Source organism: Erwinia sp. S38 (assembly GCF_016624545.1).
Taxonomy (GTDB): Bacteria; Pseudomonadota; Gammaproteobacteria; order Enterobacterales; family Enterobacteriaceae; genus Erwinia; species Erwinia coffeiphila.
In genome coordinates this window covers 1-21,119 of sequence record NZ_JACVTS010000017.1, presented here as the reverse complement: position 1 = coordinate 21,119, position 21,119 = coordinate 1, and the positions used below count along the sequence as shown (strand labels likewise).

General features: G+C 51.0%; 35 protein-coding genes. 4 read left to right on the top strand and 31 right to left on the bottom strand.

Annotated elements, in window-relative coordinates; all coding sequences use genetic code 11:
* Positions 1-12 precede the first annotated feature (12 nt).
* The 16 genes from IBT46_RS27330 to IBT46_RS18165 all read right to left on the bottom strand — a co-directional run bounded on the left by IBT46_RS27330 (position 13) and on the right by IBT46_RS18165 (position 9,646).
* On the bottom strand, positions 13-168 hold the full coding sequence (locus tag IBT46_RS27330; RefSeq protein ID WP_234480191.1) for a hypothetical protein: 156 nt from the start codon (positions 166-168) through the stop codon (positions 13-15).
* 143 nt (positions 169-311) lie between these two features.
* Positions 312-662, bottom strand: coding sequence for a phage tail assembly chaperone family protein, TAC (locus tag IBT46_RS18230; RefSeq protein ID WP_200546808.1), 351 nt, complete (start codon positions 660-662; stop codon positions 312-314).
* A 52-nt stretch (positions 663-714) separates the two neighbouring features.
* Entirely contained in the window at positions 715-1,206 is a 492-nt protein-coding gene (locus tag IBT46_RS18225) for a phage tail tube protein (RefSeq protein WP_200546807.1), read from the bottom strand.
* Between the two features lie 55 nt (positions 1,207-1,261).
* Positions 1,262-1,627: a DUF3168 domain-containing protein gene (locus tag IBT46_RS18220; RefSeq protein WP_200546806.1), complete on the bottom strand. Its 366-nt coding sequence runs from the start codon at positions 1,625-1,627 to the stop codon at positions 1,262-1,264.
* Between the two features lies 1 nt (position 1,628).
* Positions 1,629-2,096: an HK97-gp10 family putative phage morphogenesis protein gene (locus IBT46_RS18215; protein ID WP_200546805.1), complete on the bottom strand. Its 468-nt coding sequence runs from the start codon at positions 2,094-2,096 to the stop codon at positions 1,629-1,631.
* On the bottom strand, positions 2,089-2,421 hold the full coding sequence (locus IBT46_RS18210; protein ID WP_200546804.1) for a phage head closure protein: 333 nt from the start codon (positions 2,419-2,421) through the stop codon (positions 2,089-2,091). The genes IBT46_RS18215 and IBT46_RS18210 overlap by 8 nt, the downstream gene beginning before the upstream one ends.
* 3 nt (positions 2,422-2,424) lie before the next feature.
* Positions 2,425-2,628 carry a hypothetical protein gene (locus tag IBT46_RS18205; protein ID WP_200546803.1) on the bottom strand — a complete coding sequence of 68 codons (204 nt, stop codon included), beginning with the start codon at positions 2,626-2,628 and terminating at the stop codon, positions 2,425-2,427.
* 69 nt (positions 2,629-2,697) lie between these two features.
* Positions 2,698-3,123 carry a head-tail connector protein gene (locus IBT46_RS18200; protein ID WP_234480190.1) on the bottom strand — a complete coding sequence of 142 codons (426 nt, stop codon included), beginning with the start codon at positions 3,121-3,123 and terminating at the stop codon, positions 2,698-2,700.
* A gap of 199 nt (positions 3,124-3,322) precedes the next feature.
* Positions 3,323-4,531: a phage major capsid protein gene (locus IBT46_RS18195; protein WP_200546802.1), complete on the bottom strand. Its 1,209-nt coding sequence runs from the start codon at positions 4,529-4,531 to the stop codon at positions 3,323-3,325.
* Between the two features lie 14 nt (positions 4,532-4,545).
* On the bottom strand, positions 4,546-5,199 hold the full coding sequence (locus IBT46_RS18190) for an HK97 family phage prohead protease (RefSeq protein ID WP_200546801.1): 654 nt from the start codon (positions 5,197-5,199) through the stop codon (positions 4,546-4,548).
* Positions 5,186-6,424, bottom strand: coding sequence for a phage portal protein (locus IBT46_RS18185; protein ID WP_200546800.1), 1,239 nt, complete (start codon positions 6,422-6,424; stop codon positions 5,186-5,188). The genes IBT46_RS18190 and IBT46_RS18185 overlap by 14 nt, the downstream gene beginning before the upstream one ends.
* Positions 6,424-6,609: a hypothetical protein gene (locus IBT46_RS27325; RefSeq protein WP_234480189.1), complete on the bottom strand. Its 186-nt coding sequence runs from the start codon at positions 6,607-6,609 to the stop codon at positions 6,424-6,426. The genes IBT46_RS18185 and IBT46_RS27325 overlap by 1 nt, the downstream gene beginning before the upstream one ends.
* Positions 6,610-6,620: 11 nt before the next feature.
* Positions 6,621-8,351 carry a terminase large subunit gene (locus IBT46_RS18180; RefSeq protein WP_200546799.1) on the bottom strand — a complete coding sequence of 577 codons (1,731 nt, stop codon included), beginning with the start codon at positions 8,349-8,351 and terminating at the stop codon, positions 6,621-6,623.
* A gap of 3 nt (positions 8,352-8,354) precedes the next feature.
* Positions 8,355-8,855 carry a phage terminase small subunit P27 family gene (locus tag IBT46_RS18175; protein WP_200546798.1) on the bottom strand — a complete coding sequence of 167 codons (501 nt, stop codon included), beginning with the start codon at positions 8,853-8,855 and terminating at the stop codon, positions 8,355-8,357.
* Positions 8,856-9,013: 158 nt separating this feature from the next.
* A complete protein-coding gene (locus IBT46_RS18170; protein WP_200546797.1) occupies positions 9,014-9,364 on the bottom strand; it encodes an HNH endonuclease in 351 nt (116 codons plus the stop codon).
* Positions 9,365-9,400: 36 nt separating this feature from the next.
* The gene (locus tag IBT46_RS18165; RefSeq protein WP_200546796.1) at positions 9,401-9,646 is read right to left on the bottom strand and encodes a DUF2560 family protein; all 246 of its coding nucleotides are present in this window, start codon (positions 9,644-9,646) and stop codon (positions 9,401-9,403) included.
* Positions 9,647-9,988: 342 nt separating this feature from the next.
* Here IBT46_RS18165 and IBT46_RS18160 point away from each other — a divergent pair, with 342 nt between their 5' ends.
* Complete coding sequence (locus IBT46_RS18160; RefSeq protein ID WP_200546795.1) at positions 9,989-10,120, top strand: entericidin A/B family lipoprotein; 132 nt, start codon at positions 9,989-9,991, stop codon at positions 10,118-10,120.
* 37 nt (positions 10,121-10,157) lie between these two features.
* On the opposite strand, the gene IBT46_RS18155 is transcribed toward IBT46_RS18160, so the two are convergent.
* The 7 genes from IBT46_RS18155 to IBT46_RS18125 all read right to left on the bottom strand — a co-directional run bounded on the left by IBT46_RS18155 (position 10,158) and on the right by IBT46_RS18125 (position 14,281).
* On the bottom strand, positions 10,158-10,334 hold the full coding sequence (locus IBT46_RS18155; protein WP_200546794.1) for a hypothetical protein: 177 nt from the start codon (positions 10,332-10,334) through the stop codon (positions 10,158-10,160).
* A gap of 8 nt (positions 10,335-10,342) precedes the next feature.
* On the bottom strand, positions 10,343-10,969 hold the full coding sequence (locus IBT46_RS18150; RefSeq protein ID WP_200546793.1) for a glycoside hydrolase family 19 protein: 627 nt from the start codon (positions 10,967-10,969) through the stop codon (positions 10,343-10,345).
* Between the two features lie 2 nt (positions 10,970-10,971).
* Positions 10,972-11,310, bottom strand: a complete 339-nt coding sequence (locus tag IBT46_RS18145; RefSeq protein WP_200546792.1) for a phage holin, lambda family — start codon at positions 11,308-11,310, stop codon at positions 10,972-10,974.
* A gap of 269 nt (positions 11,311-11,579) precedes the next feature.
* Positions 11,580-11,972 carry an antiterminator Q family protein gene (locus tag IBT46_RS18140; RefSeq protein ID WP_200546791.1) on the bottom strand — a complete coding sequence of 131 codons (393 nt, stop codon included), beginning with the start codon at positions 11,970-11,972 and terminating at the stop codon, positions 11,580-11,582.
* Positions 11,965-13,008 carry a DUF968 domain-containing protein gene (locus tag IBT46_RS18135; protein WP_200546790.1) on the bottom strand — a complete coding sequence of 348 codons (1,044 nt, stop codon included), beginning with the start codon at positions 13,006-13,008 and terminating at the stop codon, positions 11,965-11,967. Before IBT46_RS18135 ends, IBT46_RS18140 begins: the two co-directional genes overlap by 8 nt.
* Positions 13,008-13,823 carry a KilA-N domain-containing protein gene (locus IBT46_RS18130; RefSeq protein WP_200546789.1) on the bottom strand — a complete coding sequence of 272 codons (816 nt, stop codon included), beginning with the start codon at positions 13,821-13,823 and terminating at the stop codon, positions 13,008-13,010. Before IBT46_RS18130 ends, IBT46_RS18135 begins: the two co-directional genes overlap by 1 nt.
* A 56-nt stretch (positions 13,824-13,879) precedes the next feature.
* Positions 13,880-14,281 (bottom strand): hypothetical protein, encoded by a 402-nt coding sequence (locus IBT46_RS18125; protein WP_200546788.1) that lies wholly within the window; start codon positions 14,279-14,281, stop codon positions 13,880-13,882.
* A 272-nt stretch (positions 14,282-14,553) separates the two neighbouring features.
* Here IBT46_RS18125 and IBT46_RS18120 point away from each other — a divergent pair, with 272 nt between their 5' ends.
* Entirely contained in the window at positions 14,554-14,970 is a 417-nt protein-coding gene (locus IBT46_RS18120) for a hypothetical protein (RefSeq protein ID WP_200546787.1), read from the top strand.
* Position 14,971: 1 nt separating this feature from the next.
* Here IBT46_RS18120 and IBT46_RS18115 read toward each other — a convergent pair whose 3' ends face one another.
* The 7 genes from IBT46_RS18115 to IBT46_RS18085 form a co-directional block, all read right to left on the bottom strand.
* Complete coding sequence (locus tag IBT46_RS18115) at positions 14,972-16,276, bottom strand: chromosome partitioning protein ParB (protein ID WP_200546786.1); 1,305 nt, start codon at positions 16,274-16,276, stop codon at positions 14,972-14,974.
* Between the two features lie 115 nt (positions 16,277-16,391).
* Positions 16,392-16,841 (bottom strand): PerC family transcriptional regulator, encoded by a 450-nt coding sequence (locus IBT46_RS18110; protein ID WP_200546785.1) that lies wholly within the window; start codon positions 16,839-16,841, stop codon positions 16,392-16,394.
* Positions 16,838-17,932 carry a conserved phage C-terminal domain-containing protein gene (locus tag IBT46_RS18105; RefSeq protein WP_200546784.1) on the bottom strand — a complete coding sequence of 365 codons (1,095 nt, stop codon included), beginning with the start codon at positions 17,930-17,932 and terminating at the stop codon, positions 16,838-16,840. The genes IBT46_RS18110 and IBT46_RS18105 overlap by 4 nt, the downstream gene beginning before the upstream one ends.
* A complete protein-coding gene (locus IBT46_RS18100) occupies positions 17,929-18,093 on the bottom strand; it encodes a DUF4222 domain-containing protein (protein ID WP_105595576.1) in 165 nt (54 codons plus the stop codon). The genes IBT46_RS18105 and IBT46_RS18100 overlap by 4 nt, the downstream gene beginning before the upstream one ends.
* On the bottom strand, positions 18,090-18,527 hold the full coding sequence (locus IBT46_RS18095) for a hypothetical protein (RefSeq protein ID WP_200546783.1): 438 nt from the start codon (positions 18,525-18,527) through the stop codon (positions 18,090-18,092). The genes IBT46_RS18100 and IBT46_RS18095 overlap by 4 nt, the downstream gene beginning before the upstream one ends.
* Positions 18,528-18,545: 18 nt before the next feature.
* Positions 18,546-19,070: a YmfL family putative regulatory protein gene (locus IBT46_RS18090; RefSeq protein WP_200546782.1), complete on the bottom strand. Its 525-nt coding sequence runs from the start codon at positions 19,068-19,070 to the stop codon at positions 18,546-18,548.
* A 25-nt stretch (positions 19,071-19,095) separates the two neighbouring features.
* Entirely contained in the window at positions 19,096-19,326 is a 231-nt protein-coding gene (locus tag IBT46_RS18085; RefSeq protein ID WP_200546781.1) for a helix-turn-helix domain-containing protein, read from the bottom strand.
* 109 nt (positions 19,327-19,435) lie between these two features.
* On the opposite strand from IBT46_RS18085, the gene IBT46_RS18080 reads away from it, so the two are divergent.
* Positions 19,436-20,032, top strand: a complete 597-nt coding sequence (locus IBT46_RS18080; RefSeq protein WP_200546780.1) for a helix-turn-helix domain-containing protein — start codon at positions 19,436-19,438, stop codon at positions 20,030-20,032.
* 286 nt (positions 20,033-20,318) lie between these two features.
* Positions 20,319-20,726, top strand: coding sequence for a hypothetical protein (locus IBT46_RS18075; protein WP_200546779.1), 408 nt, complete (start codon positions 20,319-20,321; stop codon positions 20,724-20,726).
* Here IBT46_RS18075 and IBT46_RS18070 read toward each other — a convergent pair.
* A complete protein-coding gene (locus IBT46_RS18070) occupies positions 20,723-20,947 on the bottom strand; it encodes a hypothetical protein (RefSeq protein WP_200546778.1) in 225 nt (74 codons plus the stop codon). The genes IBT46_RS18075 and IBT46_RS18070 overlap by 4 nt on opposite strands.
* Positions 20,948-21,119 lie beyond the last annotated feature (172 nt).

The window sequence follows — 21,119 nt, the reverse complement described above, 5'->3', positions numbered from 1 at the left end:
TTTTATTGTTTTCTACATCCATGTTTTCATGGCATCCTCAAGACTGATTGGCTGACTGCCCTGCAGGTGAGGTGAGAAGTCAGAGACAGTAAATGGAGAGGCATCTTTTTTACGGTTGATGTTCGCCAGCGTACTGGCAATAACCGCAGCTGAAATCTCTGTTCTCATCAGGTGATTAAGAGACCCGTACCTTTCCCGATACTTCACCCATATCCGGTACTCCGAGATGCTAAGAGCCTCCTGCGCTTCGGCAATTGTTGCACCACCGATGCCATTCAGAACGAGTTCGCACCAGAACTCATCGTCGCCTGTCAGCTCTTCGTCTTTCCCAGGTCATTGACCTCCTGAATAGCAATCAACAACTTGATAGTCAGATCGCCATCCAGGGCTCCACGGTCGGGATCGGCCTCCCCCGTAATATCAGCAGGTGTAAAAACAGGATGGCCCATCTCGTCGCATACAGATGCGGCGATGCGACCGGCAACATTATCAAATTTACCGTTATACGCCAGCAGGTCAGATTTTGTTGAATGGTAGCCAAGGGGGCGAATAAAAACTGTGGCCGTCAGTTCAGTGTCACCCTGTTTCCAGGTGATTTCTTTTTCCACCGGTCGTCCGGTAAATGCACCAGATTCTTTCAGAGAGTCGAGAGTTAGCTTCATGTGATTATCCCTTTAGTTTCAATATCAGGAGCGCCAGCGCCCCTCTGACAGATTACAAACCAGTCTGAGCTTTGCGAATCCATACACCCGGCCCGGAACGCTGCATAGTCGCGCTGGTTGCAACGACAGTATTGCCCTGGAAGTCGAACGGGAAATCACTTACATAAGCCTGGAACGTGTACCAGGTGCGTGTTGCTGGCAGGTTCATCTCACCATTCACCACTGTCGGCGCTGCTGTTCCATCTGCCCAGCCGATCGCCCACTGAACAGTGGACTGATCTTCATTGCTTTCACTATCCTCTTCAGCAAGTTGCCATAGCAGATAATGGGAATCATTTTCCGGGTCAGCGTTGATAGTTGCTGATGCCTGCCCCGGCGTGCGCAGGCCCTTTTTATACTTGCGACTGTTTCTGTCGCTCAGACAGGTGTCATCAATCTGATCGGCAGGGTTAGCGCCGGGGTTAAATGCGGTAATGCATTCAATTTCATGCACCGCACCGTTGATGAGACCGTACAGCTGAGTGCCCTGCGTTAATACAGACATAATTATCTCCGGGTATAAAAAAACCGGCACTCGGCCGGTATTGTTGGAATTAGCGTTAACGCTTCACTATCCAGTCAACGTCGAATGAATAGCGATAGGTTTTAGTTTCGGTGTCCCGCGTCTGTCCCCCCCACCGCGTTATGTATGCGTGAGGTTCAATCGCATCACGCAGCGCTTTAGTAACAGCCAGAACCTCACTGGCCGTTTTCGCGTAAACGTCAACCTGCAGCGAATAGTTATCATGATCGGGTGTTCGGTCCAGATACTGCGGGGGATCACCACCGATGTTTTGCCATATCGCATACGGATACTGGATTTCACCGTCATACTGCCCGAACGGATACAGACGCACCGGCATATTACCGAGCAATGCAATAACCCCGGCACTGGCAGAACATACTTCAAAGATGGGTGCCATCATGTTAATTACCCCGCGCCAGAGCCTTGTCTATGGCTTTTTCATACTCAATACCGAACGTAGCCACAACCTCGTTAATACTGGACTCTGCCGCCGGGCGCATGAATGGCTGAGCGGCCATATGTTCAGTGCCGAACTCGATTAAGCGCCAGTGCGGCGTAGGTGCGTTTTTTGCCTTGTCCGGATGGTCCTTGAGTTTCGCGCCATATACCACGCCAATTCTGAAGCCCAGGTCGCCAGTGCGCTTGAACAATTTCCCGTTCCAGCGCAGAGCGATATTGTCAGCGATGCTTCGACCCGTGGCCGGATCATCAATCCTTCTCGCTCCTGCTTTGGCTTTTTTAACAATGACATTGGCCGCTTTACGAAGCGCAGCACGCCCCGCTTTTTTCTTGAGGTCTTTAGGGATTACATCAAGCTTGGCCAGTAGTGACTCCATCCCCGTAAGCGAGAATTCAACACCGTCAGCCATCGTTAACCCCCTCAGAACACGGCAGGGTCAGATATTCGCGACCGCTTTTTGGATCGGGCAGAACACCTTCGATGTTGAAAATTTGCTCACGGTACAAAATGCGATGGTGCCGGGTAATGCCTGGCCGGTAACGGATTTTAATGCGGGTGGTTACTTCCCCCTGCCCCGCCTGCGCGGCAATAAACTCGCGAACGGATAAAGGTGATACCTCTGCCCACAATGTTGCCACATCAAGCCAGGACGGTTCGACAGCGCCTGTTACCGGGTCCTGCTGACTGACCTTTTGCTGCAGGCGCACGCGATGGCGCAGTTTACCTGCCTGCATACATCACCCCACTGGTTTGCCGCTCAGGTATTTCGGAGCGGCGAGTTGTTCTTCTTCAGCCGTATCTTCGGCCAGCGACTGAATGAGGATCGCGCACAACGATTCATTCGACTCAGCCAGGCGGTTTATAGCCGCCGTCTGGTCTTTCTTCGCCGCTGTCTCGGCGGTCAGCGCTGCTATCAGCGCGTTTACCAGTTGCTCGTTCATGGGCTATTTTCATCCACTTTTTAAGCCACTCTCGGCGGCGTTGGCAGGATGCACATGGCATACAGGGCCTCACGTTCCCGGGCTGTGCCGGTCATCTGACAAAAGACTGAAGAAGCCCAAAGGAACTTCTGACAGAGCCGTACTGGTAGTGGCCTCCCGGTTTTCATACCAGTGCCCCACAGCTAACAGGATCGCCAGTTTCACTGTCGCGCCCACCAGCAGACCGTTAGTGACCTCTGGCGGTACTTCGTCGTCGAAAAGAGGCCGGTTCAAATACTTTTGAGCCTTTTCGCGTGCAGCATCGCCATACAGAGCAATCAGAGTATTTTCTGAGTCATCATCGGGATCGATGCGGCACTGCACTTTCAGGTCGTTTATCGTTGGGAACATAATCGACTCCGAATTACTTTCGGCCTTTTTTGACTGGCTCTGGCTCTGGCTCTGGCTCTGGCTCTGGCTCTGGCTCTGGCTCTGGCTCTGGCGGGATGTTGTCATTCTTCGGTCCATCAGCAACTTTTTCAATGATACCGAGCTGGCCAGCAATGACCTGAGCGCGTTCGGGGATTTCTTCTTGTTGGTAATCCCCGGCAGGAATGGTGACTACAACACAACCATCCGGTGACCATTGAAGGTCTTTAAGCAATTTGAGCAACATAGTTCACTCCAAAGAAAAATGGGGCCGAAGCCCCGGTGATTATGCGCCAGCGCCGATCTGCATCAGCTTAATGGCCTGAGAATCAGCCAGCATGCCGCCGGTGCGCTTGGTGGTGTAGAAACCAACGTATGGCTTGTTGGTGTAAGGATCACGCAGGATGCGCGTTCCAATGCGGTCAACGATGGTATAACCGCGTTTGAAGTTACCAAACGCGATAGCCTTTGCATCTGCTGCTACATCAGGCATCTGCTCATTCTCTGCCACACCATAACCAGCCAGAGTGGAAGGCTGATCCAGCTCCAGACCCGGACGCCACAGGTAATTACCTTCGCTGTCTTTCAGGATGCGCACCTGAAAGAGCGAGTTATTGTTCATCATGAACTTGGCGCCGGTGCGGTGCACCTTACGCAGGGTGTAAACCAGTTTGATGATGGCGTCAGCAGTAACACCACCAGCAGCGCCAGACAGGATGTGCTGCAGCGTACCGAAGGCGCGGGTCTTATCATCGGTCAGTGCTGATGGATATGCCAGGAAGCCTTTAGGCTTCAGCCTGCCGTTGCCGGTAGTGAATGCCACTTCTTCCTGTTCAGCGAACTCCAGCGCCAATTCACTGTTAATCCACTCTTCGACATTGAAGAAACCATCATCGAGCATGGTCTGCGTTGCCTGTGGGTTACCGTAAATCTCACCCATGAATGGGACGATTTGCGCCAGCTTGGGAGTATTGGTCGCCGGGCGATCATCAGTTTCACCTACCCAACCGGAAGCAGCGCCGTGGAGATTAACCAGTTTCTTATAGTCGCTGGTTCCCACAGTAATAATGTTCGCTTCCTGACGCATCACCACCTGATCTTTGAGAACATCCAGCAGTGTACGGTCCAGCTCTTCAGGGACGGCGTAACCACCGTCTGCGTCCACACCCGTCTGAAGCGCTTTCTGCTCCAGTTCACGAAGTCCGTCTTCATTACCCTTGCGCACAAACTGCATGAACGCGGTTTTATGTTCAGTGGCTGCTTTAGATTGCGTACCACCGCCAGGACGCTTAACAGCCGCCAGTTCGGCTTCCAGATCAGACTTGAGTTGGTCCAGTTCGGACAACTTAACGTTCAGGTTTTCCACCTCACCGGCCAGCTTGCCCTTTTCCTGCTCGACAGCTTCAATACGCTTGTCATTTTTTTCGCGGAACTCGTCGAACTTCTTCTGCAGGTCCTGCGCGACTTGTTCAACGTCTTTAATATCTACGGCCATGTTGTTGCTCCAGATTAAAATTTGATGGATTTAAGTGCATCTAATGCTGATCCCAGGTCGTCAGCATCACGCTGACCGATAGCGACATAGCCGGAAGCTATGAACGCTTTTGCCTGGGTTCTCGAAAGCCCAACGTCACGCAGGACTCTTTCAATACTTTTTGGCGAGGGCGTCTCCCCTCGTGCGAATGCCGATTTCACATCGCTTACACGCGCCTCATCATTTGAAGGGAACGTAACCGGGCTGACCTCCCACAGATCGATCTCTTTCAGCAGGAATGCGTCTTTTGTGCGGTCGTACTCCCAGTCTTTGAGCATGTAACCAATTGAAAGGCCGGTTAAAGAACCGGCCTTCATGTGGGCGTGAGCGCGTTTAGCGAGTGGGTCATCGTCGATCAACAGCCGACCTTTAACGAAAAGCCCCACATCATCCTCCCGCATCTCGGTGTATACACCGATAGGTTCGTGCATCTGGTGCTGCCAGAGCATTGCCGGCAGGCTGTTTTTTCCCTGCCAGGCGTTAAGCGAGTTCACGAAGGCACCGGGCATTACGATGTCGTCGTAACTGTCTTTCACGCCAAAAACCGAGCCATACCCCTCGAACTCACCCGATTCGCTGACGGATTTCAGCTTCAGCGGGATATCCATTCGCTGTTTAGTCATCGCCATTATTGTTTTCCTCTGAGGGCTTGCTGTCCTCACTCGTTGTTGGCTTCGTGGTCATATTCATTGGGGTCAGATAGACATCCCCACCAGGCCGCGGATTACGATCTTCCAACTCCAGACAGTCATTCGGGGAATACATGCCCCAGTTAATAGCCGTGGCGTAGGATTCAAACCGCGATTTCATATCGCCGCGCAGCAGCGCCCCGGCGTTAAATTTCGCGTAAAATGTCCCCTGCTTAGACTCCCTCACCAGGCCGATGTTAATTCGCTGCTCAATGCGCGTCAGATAAGGAACCAGTGAGTAATTTATGAAGCCAATACCGAGGTTTTCTATATTATTGAAGGTCGCACGGTCGGTGTTTTGCACCAGATGCATCGGAACGCGGAACAGGCGGCATATCTCTTCCAGCTGAAACTTGCGGGTTTCAAGGAACTGGCTGTCTTCGGCATTGAGTGCCATCGATTTCCAGTCCAGCCCCATCTCAAGGATCATTGGCCTGTGGGCATTACCCAAACCGGTATGCCTCTCTTCAAAATCCTTTTTTAATCGTCCGTAAGCCTCATCCGTCAGAGTCTGCTCGGTGCGCAAAACACCGGAAGTCACCGCGCCGTTTTTAAACAGTCTGGAACCGTGCTCCTCTGTCGCCAGGCCGAGCGCGATAGCCTCACGCGCATAAGCGATAGGGTTAAGGCCGATGAGGCCATCCAGGGTAAGGATGCGCACATGCCAGATATCGTCCTGACCTAACACATCCGTCGAACCATCCGGGAAAGTAACCTGATAAACAGGCTCCCACTGACTGTTAAGCTTTGGCTGCACGGAACCCGGATCAAGCGGTAGCAGCTCTACCACCTCCCCCAGCGCTTTTACTTTGTAGGCGTAGAAATTGCCACGCAGACAAAGGCAGACAATCAGCAGCTCCCAGAACTCCTGGGGGGTCATGTAACCGTTAGGTTTCAGGGAAAGAACTTTAAACAGCCGCTCATTCGCTGCCTTTTCTTTTCCCTTGTCTGTCGCTTTGTACAGGTTGCATGGAAGCATGCCGATCGACTCGGCCAACACCCGGATACAGCCAAAAACTGCGGTGAGTCTCATGGCCTTCTGACTGCTTACGTTTTTTCCGGTATAGGTGTCGTAGGTAAGTCCAGCCAAATCCGCCAACTCGGCAGGCGTTGTAACCCTTGCAGTATCGGCGGCCCCACTTTTGAACATGGCAGGGAAAAACATTACTGACCCTCCTCATGCTTTACGGGTTGCGGGGTTCCAATCGCGCGCGAAACAAGCCACGACCAGAGAAGGCAAAGCACTCCACCAGAGATATAACCAGCCGGTGCGTAGATCAGCCATGCGCCGATCGACAGCAACAGAGCGCCAATCACCCCAATCAGTGGAGCGAGTATCGCAAGAATCATAAGTTGCCTCGTTATAGTGAGCGGATGCCGTGGCTCGTAATATGGTCGGAAAGTGATGGCTCAGGTTCACCGCCGTTAACCAGTAACCGGCTTTTGGCGGTGAACAGTGCAACAGGACCATCGATTTTGTTTTCAGGTGTGGATTTGTTCGGGAAGATGTTGTCGTTTTTATCCGGTTTAACCGTGACGTTCGACATCATCCAGGTCATGACAGGATTGCCGTCATGGTGAATTTTGTTGCCGTAGACCTCTGCCTGCACCGATTTCATTGCCTCAGACAGGTTCTTCACCGTCTGAGCCACCTCGACCAGGGGCAATCCTTCATCTGCCAGTGCCAGACTGAATTGCGTGGCACTCCAGGGGTCGAACGCAACTTCATTCAGACTTTCACCCGCTACCCATTCAACGATTTCAGCCTTAATCAGGCCGTGATCGATAACATCACCATCGGTCAGCTGAAGATGCCCCGCATCCGACCACTTGCGATACAGTTCGGCAATGTGATTCGGCGCAGTCTCAAGCCTCCCCTCAGGTATCCAGAATCGCGGCTGGATATGAGTTTTCCCCTCCGGGTCCTGCCATGCCTTAACAGCTGCACAAATGTCGATTTTGTTGGCAAGGTCTACACCCAGCCACATTGGCCAGTGTTTTCGCTGTTCAGCCGGTGCAATGCCCCGCATTTTCCCCCAGCGATCCATGTCCATCCAGGCGCTTTCGGCGGTTACCCAGATGTTCAGGTGCTTGGTGAAGAAGTTGGGGCGGGCGGCTATCTGCTCTTTCGCCTTTTTGGCCAGACGTCGCATGTCATCCCAGCGCTTACAGACGCCTAATCCGGGGTTTGCTTTCGGCCAGTTCGCCTCATCAAACGGGTCATCGCCTTCATCCAGTGTGTAGATGACAGCAAAATAGGTGTCATCCTCCACCACACCGCGCAATATCTTGATGGCATAATCGCGCTGCTCGTAGCAGATACCTTCTTTATTCGTTCCCGCAGTAGTTATCGCGAACAGTAAAGACTGAAGACGTGCGCCGGTTGCCGTTTCCAGAACGTCCCACACATCGCGGGTGCGGTGTGCGTGAAGTTCATCCACTATCCCACAGTGAATATTCAGGCCGTCAAGGTTGTTCGCATCACTGGAAAGCGGCTCGAATTTTGACGCCGTGCGCTCCTGATGGATGTTCAGCTTAACGTGGCCAAAAAGTCGTCCGAGGGTTTTCGGCGCTTTCTTGATCATGTTTTTGGCATCGTCGAACACGATGCGGGCCTGATCGCGCGTAGTGGCAGCGGAATAAACCTCTGCACCACCCTCCCCGTCAGCGCCGGTCATATACAAACCGATACCCGATGATGCCGTTGACTTGGCGTTTTTACGTGCGACCTCGTTATAGGCGGTGCGGAACCGGCGAACCATGACCGTTTCGCCGTCTTCGTCCAGCACCACTTCGCCGCTCATTTCATCAATCAGCGGAATAACGAAGCCAAAGAGATTAATCAGGATAAAAATATGCCAGGGCATCAGCTCAATCGGCTTACCCGCCAGGGCACCTTTTACATGCGGAACAAAATTATAAAAGTCGAGAATATGCTGGGCGCGGTCCTCACTGAAGTAGATGCCGCGCTCCGGCCCCTGCTCTAAATCATTGAGGAAACGCTGGCACGCCAGGCGCACCAGTTCGCCAGCAACGATCTCGCCAGCCAGCACGCTTTCTGCGTACTGAATACCAGCCTGAACGGTTGCCATTCATCATTTGCGCTTTTTATTAAGAAATGCATCCAGAGGGTCAACTTCAGAAGCCCCTTTGCCCGCAACTTTAGAACGAGTCGCTGGCGTCATGCCGAACTCACCAAGCATTGCCCTGACACGCTTCCAGGCATCGGACTTCATGAAAGAAGCCGGATGAGGCTTTATCATTCTGACCTCACGCTCCTTCCCCTCATCAGGTTCATCCTCGCTGTAAACGGCATAGGTGTAACCTTCACGGTCCAGGGTGTCGCAGTGATGGCGGTACTCGGTATAAGCCTCGACCAGTAATTCAAGAGCCCGCGCATCCAACTGGGTAATGACGCCGATCGCGTCCAGCTCTTCTCCGATCCGCTTAAACCAGTACTTACCCTGTCGGTCAAAATGCTTCGGAATTGGGGGTACCCCTGAAGGGGGTTTTGGTTCGTCTTTATTGATCGGGCGTTTTGACGGATTCCCCTTCACCAAAGCAAGGTGTGTCGGGGTTTTCGGCGGTCCTGGCATAATCGAAAACTCCTATTAATGAAGCCGGGTCAGAACCTAAAAAAAGGTTTTCTAACCTGCGGCGGTGTAAAAAAAGGTTAGGCGGCGGTCCTTTAGGCGAAAGGCTCCAGAGATTTTCCCCGCCCCTCCCCCAAAAAAGAATTAGACGATAACAATTCTCATTTGGATCTTTCAGTGGCCGTTTTGCTCCTGTGGCATGCCCAGCAAAGTGATTGCAGATTACGATCGTCATCCGTTCCGCCGTGTGCCTTGGGAATAATGTGGTCAACGGTTGATGCCGCTTTTGCACGCCCCAGCTTCGTGCATGACTGACAAAGATGTTTATCACGACTGAGAACGCGGGCGCGGATAATATCCCACTTGCTTCCATACCCGCGTTCATGCCTGCTCTTGCCCTGCTGATGCTGTTCCCACCCAGTATTACGATGTGTTACGCAATATCCTGAACGATCGGTCGTAGTGGCTGCGCAGCCATGTTTACGGCATGCGCGGGGTATGGACTTAGGCATAGATCTCTCAAAGCTGACTGACCCGGTGAGGGCTGATTATTCTGCCGCAGGTGTGGTGTCGTTGATTACGGCCAGTGCTTCGACTGATTCCTGCACTGCTTTCGTGGCACGGGCTACCAGCTCGGCCTCGCCAAATACGCGGTTGAACTGCTGGATGAACAGGCGATGTTTAAACGGGTCGTTCTGAATGAATGCTACAGCCACCTTTGTTGCTGCAGTGTCATAGCCCAGCGTGGCAAGCAGTTCCAGCTGGTTGGTCTGTTCAGTTGTAATTTCAGTCATAGATACCTCGGCAGGCAGGACTTGGAAATATTTTTCAAAATATTTCATACGTAGCTGGAAATGTAAGAATTATCCGCTATTACTTATCTTGTCTATCTGGAATTCGTTATTGTTGTTTTCTTTGAAAGTACCGCGTCAGAGTTTTCACCCCTTACCTGACGCGGTTTTTTTTTCAGATACAAAACAGCGCAGCACTTAATTTATTCCGATAGCTCATCTTCCGGTAAATCCATAAGGCGTCCTCCATATATCAGTCTTTCATGATTGATTAATGAGGTCTGACACCCCCTGGAAACCAGGACCAAATTCCGGTTATTCAACAATCGTTAAAAGGAAGTTCAGATGAAAAAATTCGTCTTATCCATCCTCTCTGTCGTTGTTCTTTCTTCTGTATTAACTGCCTGCAACACCACTCGCGGAGTCGGAGAAGATATCTCAGCAGGCGGTAAAGCGATTCAGAAAAGCACTCAGTAATTAATTCATCAGGCCAATTTCAATTATTGGCCTGAGCTCACTTTTTCACGCTATCTGGCACCACAGCACCGATCACACCAGCCAGTGCCACACCACCGGCAATGACCGTTTCCTGAATACCGGGCGGCATCTGCCAGCCAAAAACCCCTGCAACAACGAGAATAATGCCGCGCCAGGTAGATGCCTCTTTCAGGCGATTAATCAGGTAGTTCATAAGACTCCTTATACGAGAATGCTTTTTGCCAGGGTGTAGCGGGCTTTGCGGTCATCAAGGCCGTTAGTCCCGCCGTTAATAATCCGGGTTACGTTTTCGATACTGTGCAACCAGTTCATGCAGCCTTTAGAAACGAAAAACCATGCCGCGCTACGGGCAGCGTTCTGCTCCAGTTCCAGCAGCTCTGGCTGGCTGACGAGGTCAACCTTTATGGCATTGCCTGTTGCTCGGTAGTTATCAAGGAATGTGGTCTGAATAAGTCCACCGCCGCGATACTTCCAGCCATCGCCTGGCAGGTTATTGCCGAATCGCTTCTGGTATACCAGATTTGCGATCGCCTTCTGCCGTTCAATGGTTAAAGCGCTTTCACCCGGCTTTCTGCCAAGCGTCAGCGCCTGGTCTTTTGTAAGGCGCTTTGGTACGAACGTGACAATCAGAGCCTGCACGCTGTAATTGAAGCTCTCGCGTGTAGCGCTGAAGCCGCTGGACTCATGGCCAACCTGAGCAATAAACATCGCCTTAGCTGTTGGGCTGTTGATGCCAAACTCGGTCATTGCTGCATCAATGTACGGAAACCAGCGCGCAGCTAACCCGGCGCTGATGCCAGTCGCCCGTTGAAATTGTGATTGGTTCATTATTATGCCCTTGGAGAGTTTCCGAAGCGGGTATTCAGGATGGCGAGAAGAACTTTTCTGAACTGCTCCACCCCGATAAAGCCGATACCGCCGCCAATAGCGATCGACAGGGAGCGAGAAAGCTCCAGATACTCAAGGCCAGACGCGACACTCAATGTCAGAGCACCGCAAAGCAATCCCTCTAACACCATTTTTTTCCATCCGCCGCCGGTGTAGGCAATACGCAAGACGGCCATTACAAACGCCAGTAGAACTGAGCCAACCGGCGTATCTCCGCGCCACCACGCGGCAATGATTTCACTGAACTCAGCCCAGTTGTGGGGGTTGTTAGGCATACGCATATCTCTCACCTCCGGGATTACCGGTTGGGCGCTGTGTGTTGGATTATGGGGAATGGGCAAATCAGATGTAAGGTGAGGCGATTGCCAGAGCTATTCGCCTCACCTTACATCTGATTCAAAGATTTTTATTGATGTTCGGCCAGCAGGATGCGAACCAGAAAGCAAAAACCCCGCCGTTTGGCGAGGTTTCGATGATTAAGCTGTGTGTCGAAGTGACCACTCTTAACACAATAACCGCTGAAATTCGTAACGAATAGCGTTTGTGTAACTTATTTTTGAATTACCTTTTGCGTCCATGTATCCATTTCCAGCTCTGATTCAGTCATCAAAATGCAGGCATCAATAAACGTCTCAGCGATCATGAGCTGCTGTCTCACTTTCCCCTCTGAACATTTGTTCCATCGGGCTATTGTGGATTTGGAAACGTCATACATGTAATGCAGCATTATCAGCTCCAGTTCATCCTGACGCTTCGCTTTGCTAAGCATCCCCACTGCAGTATCAATGATTAATCCATCGTTATCGCTGCATAAAGGCCGGGGCTTACTGCTATGCGGCAGCAGGCTTTTAAACATGGCGCTCGTCGGTGACCAGCCAACCTGACTACCCTCATTCGCGGCCCATCCACCCCAACGCTCAAGTACCAACTGAATATCACGCATTCTTCTCTCCCAAGATTTTTTTTCCCGTGGCAATCACGCCGATCGCCAGGACTCTGTCCAGAACGCGCAGAAGCAGCTCAGGCTGGGTGCCGTACTTCTCTTCGAACGCGCCCACACCAGCATGAAGTTCATCGTGATGCGCCCTGCAAAGCGGTATCACGAATAAGTCATGCGTCTTTGTTGCCATACCACCCAGACCGTAACCGATCAGGTGGTGTGGGTCGTCTGCCTGCCTTCCGCAACACAGGCAGGGTTGTTCCTTTATCCAGCGGGTGTACTTCTCGTTCGTCCAGCGTCGGCGCTTTGGCCGTTTCATAAAGGATTCGGGAGTCTCCGGATCGATTGCCAGCTCGACCACCTGAGCAACTTTCTCTACCAGTTCTGCAGCTGCAGCTGGCTCGTGCCTGATATCTGTCTCTTTCAGCGTTCCGCGTGGAGATGGTAGTGCCGGTAACTTCAGAACGCGCCGGGCCAGAGTGTCAGGCATCTTATCTGCGACGTTTTTCATTGAAGCCCACAGCGTTACTTCGGGCAGTGTGACGTAATGCCCCTCAGGCATCTGGAAACCTGTTTGCACGCGGTACAGCAACCATTCAGCGGCATTTCTGCGTGCCGTTGCTTCCAGTGCCGGAGATGACTCCTGCTCTCTCAGGCGGTTGTCGCACTGATAGCAGAGCCGCACTGCTGATTTGCCGATGTTAAGAATGGTTTGACCGTGACTGTGGTCAGGTCCGGTATTCTGGCATCCGGTGCCGATACGCCGTTGGTTTGGCGAGATTAGCCAGTTGGCCAGCGCGTCACGGCCACCAGCAGCACTGATTACCGCATCAGAAGACAGGAACATCACAACATCAGGATCATCCAGCAGCGGCTGTGCAACATCAACCAGGCGGCCTGAGGGCAGGCTCTGCATGAACTCCGGCAGGGTGCTTATCAGAACACGGCCAGACTGAAACAAAGGCATAGCCTCGCTACCCGGCTTTAACAGCACGGTGCCAAGCTGTTCAACACGGAACGGCATAAGGATCGCTCGCATTACTCCCCCTTTGTTGAGGTGAGCATCAACCGGATAAGCTCCGCTTTCGTTGACGTGTAGAAATGCGGCTGTGTCTCTCTTGGATTGCCGGGGCTGGTCATGTTCTTACCGAATCGCATCCCTTTAGCCGTTACAGACCAGAACTCTTTGCGGCCATTTCTGGCAGTAGCGGAATTGCTGGGGCGTGATAGGCGCTCAACGATGCCCAAGTGCTGCAGGCGCTTGTATGCCTCTGCTGTGGTAACGGACAATTGGTTATCGCGGAGGAGTGTTGTCAGGGATGTTGTAGGGCGACTGGAACCATCAACAGCGTCTGCGGGCGCATCAATCGCGTATTGCGGTGCCAGATTTGGCAGTCCTACTGCACTCTGTAATTTCTGGCATGCACCGAGCACTGAGGAGTTAGACAGATTCAGCTCTTTCCGCATGAATCCAATAAGCGTGATGCCTGCCTGTGTCATGTCGTGCGCTGAATGATTAGCGTGACCGGTCACAACGGCGTCAAAGGTGCGAATAACTTTCAGATGGAATGCAGCACTGATCCACATGGCATAGGAATAAACCAGCTCCTTGCAAACGTAGGTTCCCTGCTGAAGACCACCCCGAATGGTAATGACTGGTTGTATTTCGACCGAGGGAGGATTTCCACCCTCGATTAATTCTTGAACAAGCTCCTGGGTTTGATTATTGCTCAACCAGAACTTCGGCTTATGGCGCTCTACCCCACCAGCGGCATTGTGTAAATCATTCAGGCAGTAACGCCCGTCTTTATCCTGACGTACAGATACGCCATCAATTACTAACAACTGATTCATGTGCTCTCCCAATTTTTTCATGCCGCACAGCTGCAACTGCACGGCACAGGTTGGTATTACTTTAGTTCAGAGCGCTTAAAGCTCTTATCACCCATCTCGCTGTCTGTGATAGTAAGTACATCACCGCTAACTGAATATGTGATCGTTGGGTCCATAGGATCGTTTCTCCAGCGCCCGATGTAATTTGGCTCCGAAGCACTACCTGCTGTACGCCACAAGATTTTGTTGCCGCTCTGAACTCTGCAGTGGTATTTCCAAAGTGTCTCGTCGTCCGGACGGATATATTGAAGAGAAATATATCCGTCTCCACTGGCAGCATCGATAATGCCAAGGTTCTTTCCGAACTCGAACGCGATTGTAGCTTTACAAACTTCTGCCTCAGAAAAATCAGCGGCCAGGGCACTGAAACTTGACAAGGATAAAACTGCACTTAACAAAACACTGTGTTTAATATTCATAATCTATCCGTGAAATTATCATCTATTTTCAGCCTGTATAAATTTACATGTTCTAGTCTGGCATCACAACCACAAAACAGCGATTCATCTTAGAAATTTATTGCTAGTTAATACTGTTTTTCGTGACATGTCACACTGCTATACCCCTATAAAATCGTGAGCAATAATAAATAAACGCAGGCTGAATCTTTAGCCATGGTACAGTTGGCACAACCCACTTTAAGAATAGTGAAATTCACATATGGAACAGATGCTCAAAACGTGAGATTTCAATGAGAAAAAAATTATTTATTGCTACGTTAATACTACTCAACATTTGCACTTCCACTGCATCAGTCAAACTCGGGATTTTGGAAAAGATGCAGGCAGTCTTCGAATGTGCAGGTCTTGCCGGGGAAGGGTTCGATTTTGATAAAAATGGAGAAGATGTTAGGGAGTCATTATCATCAGCACTTAACATCTATAAAAAAACAATGCCTGAAGAGGTACTGTACTCCTATAAATTATCTCCTGATACATTAACTACCGATTTTGCACTCGCTTATCAGCAGATTGGCGTCGCAAATGCGAATGCTTTAATCTCTGAATCGCTTAATACAAAAGGAATCACTGACAATGGGGAAAACCGTATCAGTGAAGCCCGGCATCTTTGGGACGCCAGGCGCTGCAACTTAATTATTCGGCGCTAAATCAATTCGCTTTAGCGATAGCAGGTTTATCAGTTAGTTCATAGATTGCTTGCCGTATCGCTAAGCGTAGCGTGCGAATGTTTGACCAGCTGGCACTGAGGGTACACTGCAGCAGGCTCAGGTATGCCGGTACGGATTTGATGGCAGTGCGGTTCTCCCGGTAGACCGTCAGGAAGCGATCGAACATGTCTTCGCGCTGGCCTTCGTCGGTGTATGTCTTATCGACCCACTCACGCAAAGCGCTGGAACTGTCATGCTGATCAATCAGGTCTAACGCTCTCTGAATGGCATCAGCGGGAATAGTCACAACCTGCGGGTTTTCTACTGAGTCTGCTGCCCATGTGTGCGCGTATTTTGATTCGTGGAAGGTGTATTCATCCTTCTCGCCGAACGCAGCTGCTGCACAGGCCCATACTGCCACGCCGCTGTGATCGATAATGTCCTGTTTGGACAATGGCAGGTATTCGTCGCTTGCTTCAGGTTCTGAAGGTTTAACTGTTGGTTGTGGCTGTCCATGCTTTTCGCGGTACTCAGCCAGGATTCCCATCGCTTCCAGATACACATCATCCGGCGCGGTGTAGCCGTCATCAGTGAAATCAAATACTGCCATCAACTCCACCAGCCGACGGGCTTTACCTGCGTTGAACTGCGGGATAGCGACAGCTTTGGTCAGTTTCTTTTTGCCTGATGCCCTGGCCTCGGCCAGTTTTTCGGTGGCAACCGCGCCAGCTTTGGTTCCAAACTCACGGGACATCGAAACAGCCGTGGTGGCAGATACCTCTTTGGCCTTCACCATGCCGATAAGCTCGTCGCCACACTCCAGTAACTGCAGGTGATGTTCAACGTCTGCGACTGAGCGTTTTACTTTTTTGGCTATCTCAAAGTTTTCCCACCCCTGATTTTTCAGGCGTTGATATGCACCGGCTCGCTCCAGCGGCAGCAGTGCACGACCCTGTGAGCTGGTGACCATCAGCGCAATACGGTCCGCCTCTGTGCCCTTCGCGTCTTTGCATTCCAGACGTGCAACTTCATGGCCCTCTTCGGTGGCCATCACTGCGCCGTAGTAACGGTGGTGGCCATCAATGATTTTCAGACCCTGCTCCGTTACCTGCACGATTAGCGCCGGAACCTCTTCACCCGCGATGAATGCGTCGCGGAATTCACGGACGTGGTCCTGGTCAATATCACGAACGTTGTAACCCGGCTCCACGTAGAACTCTTTCAGCCCGGCAAAGTAGGTTTTGCGTGGCACAATATCGGTGGCGGATTCTTCGCGGTTTTTATGTACGATTGAAAGTGAACTCATTTGCTTACCATCTCCATTACCAGTGCCAGTAAGAGCAGGAAAATCAGAACGCATGCCGTCTGGATGCTGTGATAAAAAATCTCGTTGCGGCTGAAGTGAGCCTTAATTTTGCTTTTCAAAAGTCTCTCCAGAGGTCCAGATGTGGAACTGATACCGAACTAACGCTGCTGCCCTCAGGATGTGTCCGAAGTGCGCCGCCGCAGCTGATGCAGTGCTCACGGCGGGCAGCTGCACGGCCCCGTGTTTCCTCGTCTTTCGCTGCGTCCATCGCCAGCAACCAGAAGTGAGCTGCCCGACGCCACAAACCTGCTTTCTCGCGAGACAGCGCCTTTTCACGCAGAGCGCGGTACTTCTGGTTTGACTCGGTAAATTCTTCTTCCTGAACCAGACGGTATGAATACGGGTTGTTGTTCACCGTGTGGCGCTGAAGCACTTCACACACCAACAGTTCCGCCAGCAACGTCTGAATCACCCGGCGAGGTATCCCGGCACCATCGGCAATCTGCTTAGCGGAGCTGTCAGGGTGACTGCGTACGAACTCAACGGCCTTATCACGAATATTCATGCTGCTTTTCCTCCCGACACACGCCCTGCGCAGTCTTTCCAGATGCTGTTCCAGCGGCTTACTGCGAAATCTGCACGCATCCCACGAACACCTGCTTTGCTGGCCTCAGCCTTAACGGTTTGCTCCAGCTGGCTTGGGTTGCGAAGCGGCTTAGCACTCCCAATGAACCGGCGGTAAGCAGCGTCGCGTTCCGTGGAATCATCAGGCCGATTGTCCTGGTGGGATTTACGCCCAGCTTTCGCCCATGCCTGAGCGCCGAGCAGATTCGCGGAGAATTTGCCAGGATGGAAAATCGTTGCGGGCGTCAGGTATTTGGCCCACTCAGTTCCCAGCCAGCGGTCCGCCATGTACTCGACCACGGTTTCCAACTCTTCCTGGGTGTTACCGTCAACCAGACGAGCACGGATGTTCTCCAGCGTGGTTTTTGCTGTGGTGTATTTGGACCCGGTCATCAGGTTCAGGTGCTTCAGAACCAGAATGGCCTGATCGGTGATGTGAATTTCTTCAGAAAAATCCCCCCCCCGGTCAGCCGCTGAAGGCGGTTGGCCAGAAGTGTTTTTTTTCTGTAAGTGATCTTCTGTGTAGTGATCTGTATAGAGATAAGATTCGGCAATATTGCCGTTTCCAGGATTCGTCTTTTTTGCCGTTTCCATTCGGCGATATTGACGTTTGGATTCGTCGATATTGACGTTTCCATTCGGCAATATTGCCGTTTCCAGTGAATCCGGGAAAATACGGGTAATTAACGCATCGCCATCCACTCGGTAGTGCATAGTTGGAGTGCCGTTGACTTTGCGTTTTGCAGTAAAAATCACATCGGAAAGATGAGCAGTGATAAGCTTTTTGACGGCCTTTCTGACCTGCTCGCCAGTGACACCTCGAATCTCTGAAGCCATCTCTTCATGCGTCTTATAAAACCATCCACCACCCTGTGTTGACGCCTTTCCAGACCAGAACACTAACTGGTTCAGGATCGCTCCAAGCAGGTGCGCCTGAGGGTCACCAGAGAAGTAATCGAGATATGGGGCAGGAATGGTTATGCAGTTCCCCTGCCCTGACATTGCCTGCACGGCTTCGAAAATCTTACTCATAAGACCCTCGTGAATTTCTTGCGGAACAGTTCCAGCGGCTGCATGCACTCATGCTCATAGCCTTCCCGCAGATAAATAACCTGTTGCTTTTCTGCATCCCAGCGCACGACGCGTACGAGCACGCCGCGCGGGTCGCGATAGATTCGGTTGAGCTCTGTCATAGCAGGCCACCAGATGCGCTCTTTGAGCCGCGACCACGCTTAGGGCGCTCGCTTTTCGGTGTGGTGTATGTCGCCGCCTGCCGGGCGTGGTAAAGACAGTCGTCAAACATCGCGCCTTTCTTCGATGCCTGACTGCAGCGGTGATAGTGATCGACACCAGCACGGGTGCTGGCTATGGCCACATCTTCAGGAAAGCCCTCTGAAACCAGCTTCTCAATGATGTGTTTTTGAATGAAGTCGACAGGGTTCACGGCGTACCCCCCCCCTATCGCATTGAAATTCTTCCAGTGACTTTCTACATCCACCTGTTTCCACTCGGCCTGGTAGTTGTCAGCCGGTGAAGCACAAGGTAACTTCTCTTCATAGACGAAACGGCCACCAGCGAAAACACAACGTAATTGCGGAATGCCAGCGTTTATGAGTAAACTGTTCATGTGATGTTCTCCCAAGAATCATCCGCACCGAGAGCCACGGGCTGCAACCTGGTGGCTCTCAACCTTTCTGCAGGTCAGTAAATCCATCGCGTCCGCCTGAACACCATGTAATGCCGCCCAGGCCAGAAAACCTTTTGCGGTGTACTTCATGTAATTCATCACCTGAGCGCCGACGTGCTTCAGCTCTGCACGGTCTACAACCCCATCCTCTTCTGCGTTCAGCTTTGCCTGTGCGACAAGCCCGCGGGCTGCATCTGCATGCATCTGAATACTGAACAGCTCAACGTTGTCCATTTCCTCCGGTAACGGGTTTTTAACCACGAGCATTCCGAATTGAGCAGCGAAGTAGTCAGCCAGGAACGGATGGCCGACGACGCGCTGCAGCATGTCCATGTGCTGGATGTCGAAAAAGCGTGTGCCGTTCTTCATGTGCAGCCGGTTGTTAAACTCTGAGAACGTCATACCCAGCTGATCTGCTATCTGAGTGTTCGTGAAGCTACTCTCTCTGCAGGTCCGTATGACTAACGCCTGTAAATCCACCATTTGCGATCCCTTTTAGTAGTTAATTTCAAACAACAGTGCCGTTACGATTAGCACTTGCTGAAAACTCAAGTGAGCTGAGGATTTCAGCAGGTGTAATCTTTCCGTCTGCCGCCGCTGAGATAGACGATATATAGCGAGAGCTGATTTCAGCACCCTTCAACCACTTGCTGATTGTTGACTGACCGACACCGACACGTTTGGCCAACTCCGACTGTGACCCGGCGATAGCAATAGCTTTTTCAATTACAAGATTCATAAAAATATTCCCTGCATCATAGTTTGAATGAATTATGCGCTAAAGAATAATTTTACGCAACACCCTAGCTCCTTTGACAGGATATGCCTCTGGGAATAACTTTTGTTTTATGAAAACACTTTCAGAAAGACTGGCGAAAGCCATGACAGAGACAGGCTTTATCAGCCAGACGCAATTAGCAAAAGCTTCTGGCGTGGATCAGTCCGTCATATCGAAAATTATTGCAGGCGGGAGTAAAACCTCTAAGTACAGCGGAATGCTTGCTGCTGCAATGGGTGTAAGCGCCGATTGGCTGATAAATGGTGCTGGAGATATGTTTGGCGGGATTGTTGGCAGCCTACAAAAGGTAGATGTATCAAAAACTGTAAAAGTATTTGATGAAAACGGTGATACTGGCGAAATTATAACCTGGATAGTGGATGTTCCTGATCATTATCGCGCATATGTTTTAAAAAGAAATAGTGGTATATCTCAAGCGCCTGCAGGGGCTGTGGTTATAGTCAACCCTCAACTGCCACCTTCAACCAATGATCTTGTCGTAACATTAATATCTGGCAAAATTTCCGTTTTTAGATATCACTTATCAGGAGATGGTGCGGGATTTCTTTCAGTCGATGACTCCCGCATTCCTTTGGCTCCCGTGGCTTCTGATGGAGTTGTCATCGGCCCAATTGAACAAATTTTTATCCCCGAATTGAGCAGGTGAACAATCCTGTCATCAGGCACAGGGGAGTATTCGAATTCCCCTGGACCTGTTCTGATCAACAAAGCCCCCATACCACCCCCATCGGTTGAATAAAATTCACTTCCAAACAACTGTATATTAATACAGTATATAAGCACGCCTTAGCATTTACTGCAAAAATAAATTACCCGTCAAAACCACCTCTAACAACCCAGAGAATTTTTTTAATTATTCCTTGTTGACTTAAATTATTCTTTAGAGCATAGTTCACTCATTGGGACGTTTCATATGTAGTGAGGTGTTTAGAATGCCAGATGTTAAACAGCAGAAGCGTGAGCCGCAGATTATCGCGGGTGATCTCACTAACGATGAACTGCACCGCTGGTTAAGCCAGAAAGCATTCGCAGGCGAAAGATTGCATCACGCCCTGCAAGCTAGATCGAGCCTGCAGATAAGACTGGCTGAATTAAATCGTGAAATTGATGAGCTGACCGCTGAGGCTGCTATTGAAACAATTGGTGGCAGCGCCAGTCATCCTGGCTGTGACTTGGCCTTGATTAAATTGCTGCTCAATGATTCAAAAGAGCTTCATGAAATCAAACCAAGCCACAGCACCAGTCAGAATATCAGGATTGCCGAATCATTTTTGAAGTCCCGATCTTCTGTTGAGCGCGGCTATCAAGCCAGCCAGTTACTCAGTGATGGGGTTGGTTAGAACTCATCTCCCGGCTTTGGTGAAAGTGGATCAAGAAGTGCCAGTACCTGTGTGTAAATGAGCTCTAGCTCTGGTGATAAATCACCGCGACCAATTCTCTCTTTGTAATAGAGAATATGGCCATCTAAATCAAAGGTGCTGTTGCCTGAGACTGTAAGCGCCAAACAGGTTACAGCCTTCTCAACCGCACTAAGGCGAACAGCTAATTCTTCATTTGTCACAAGTAGTTCCTCCTGATGTTTAGGTTCATGAGGATACCACCACCGCCTGAGGTGGAGAAGTAACCAGGCAACGTAGTACGAATGCTGTGTGTAGTCCTGGCGGTTGGCAGGGTATTGCCACCCAGGGTAGATAGTTTACAGCCCTGTTAACCGCCCTTTTTACTCAGCTCAC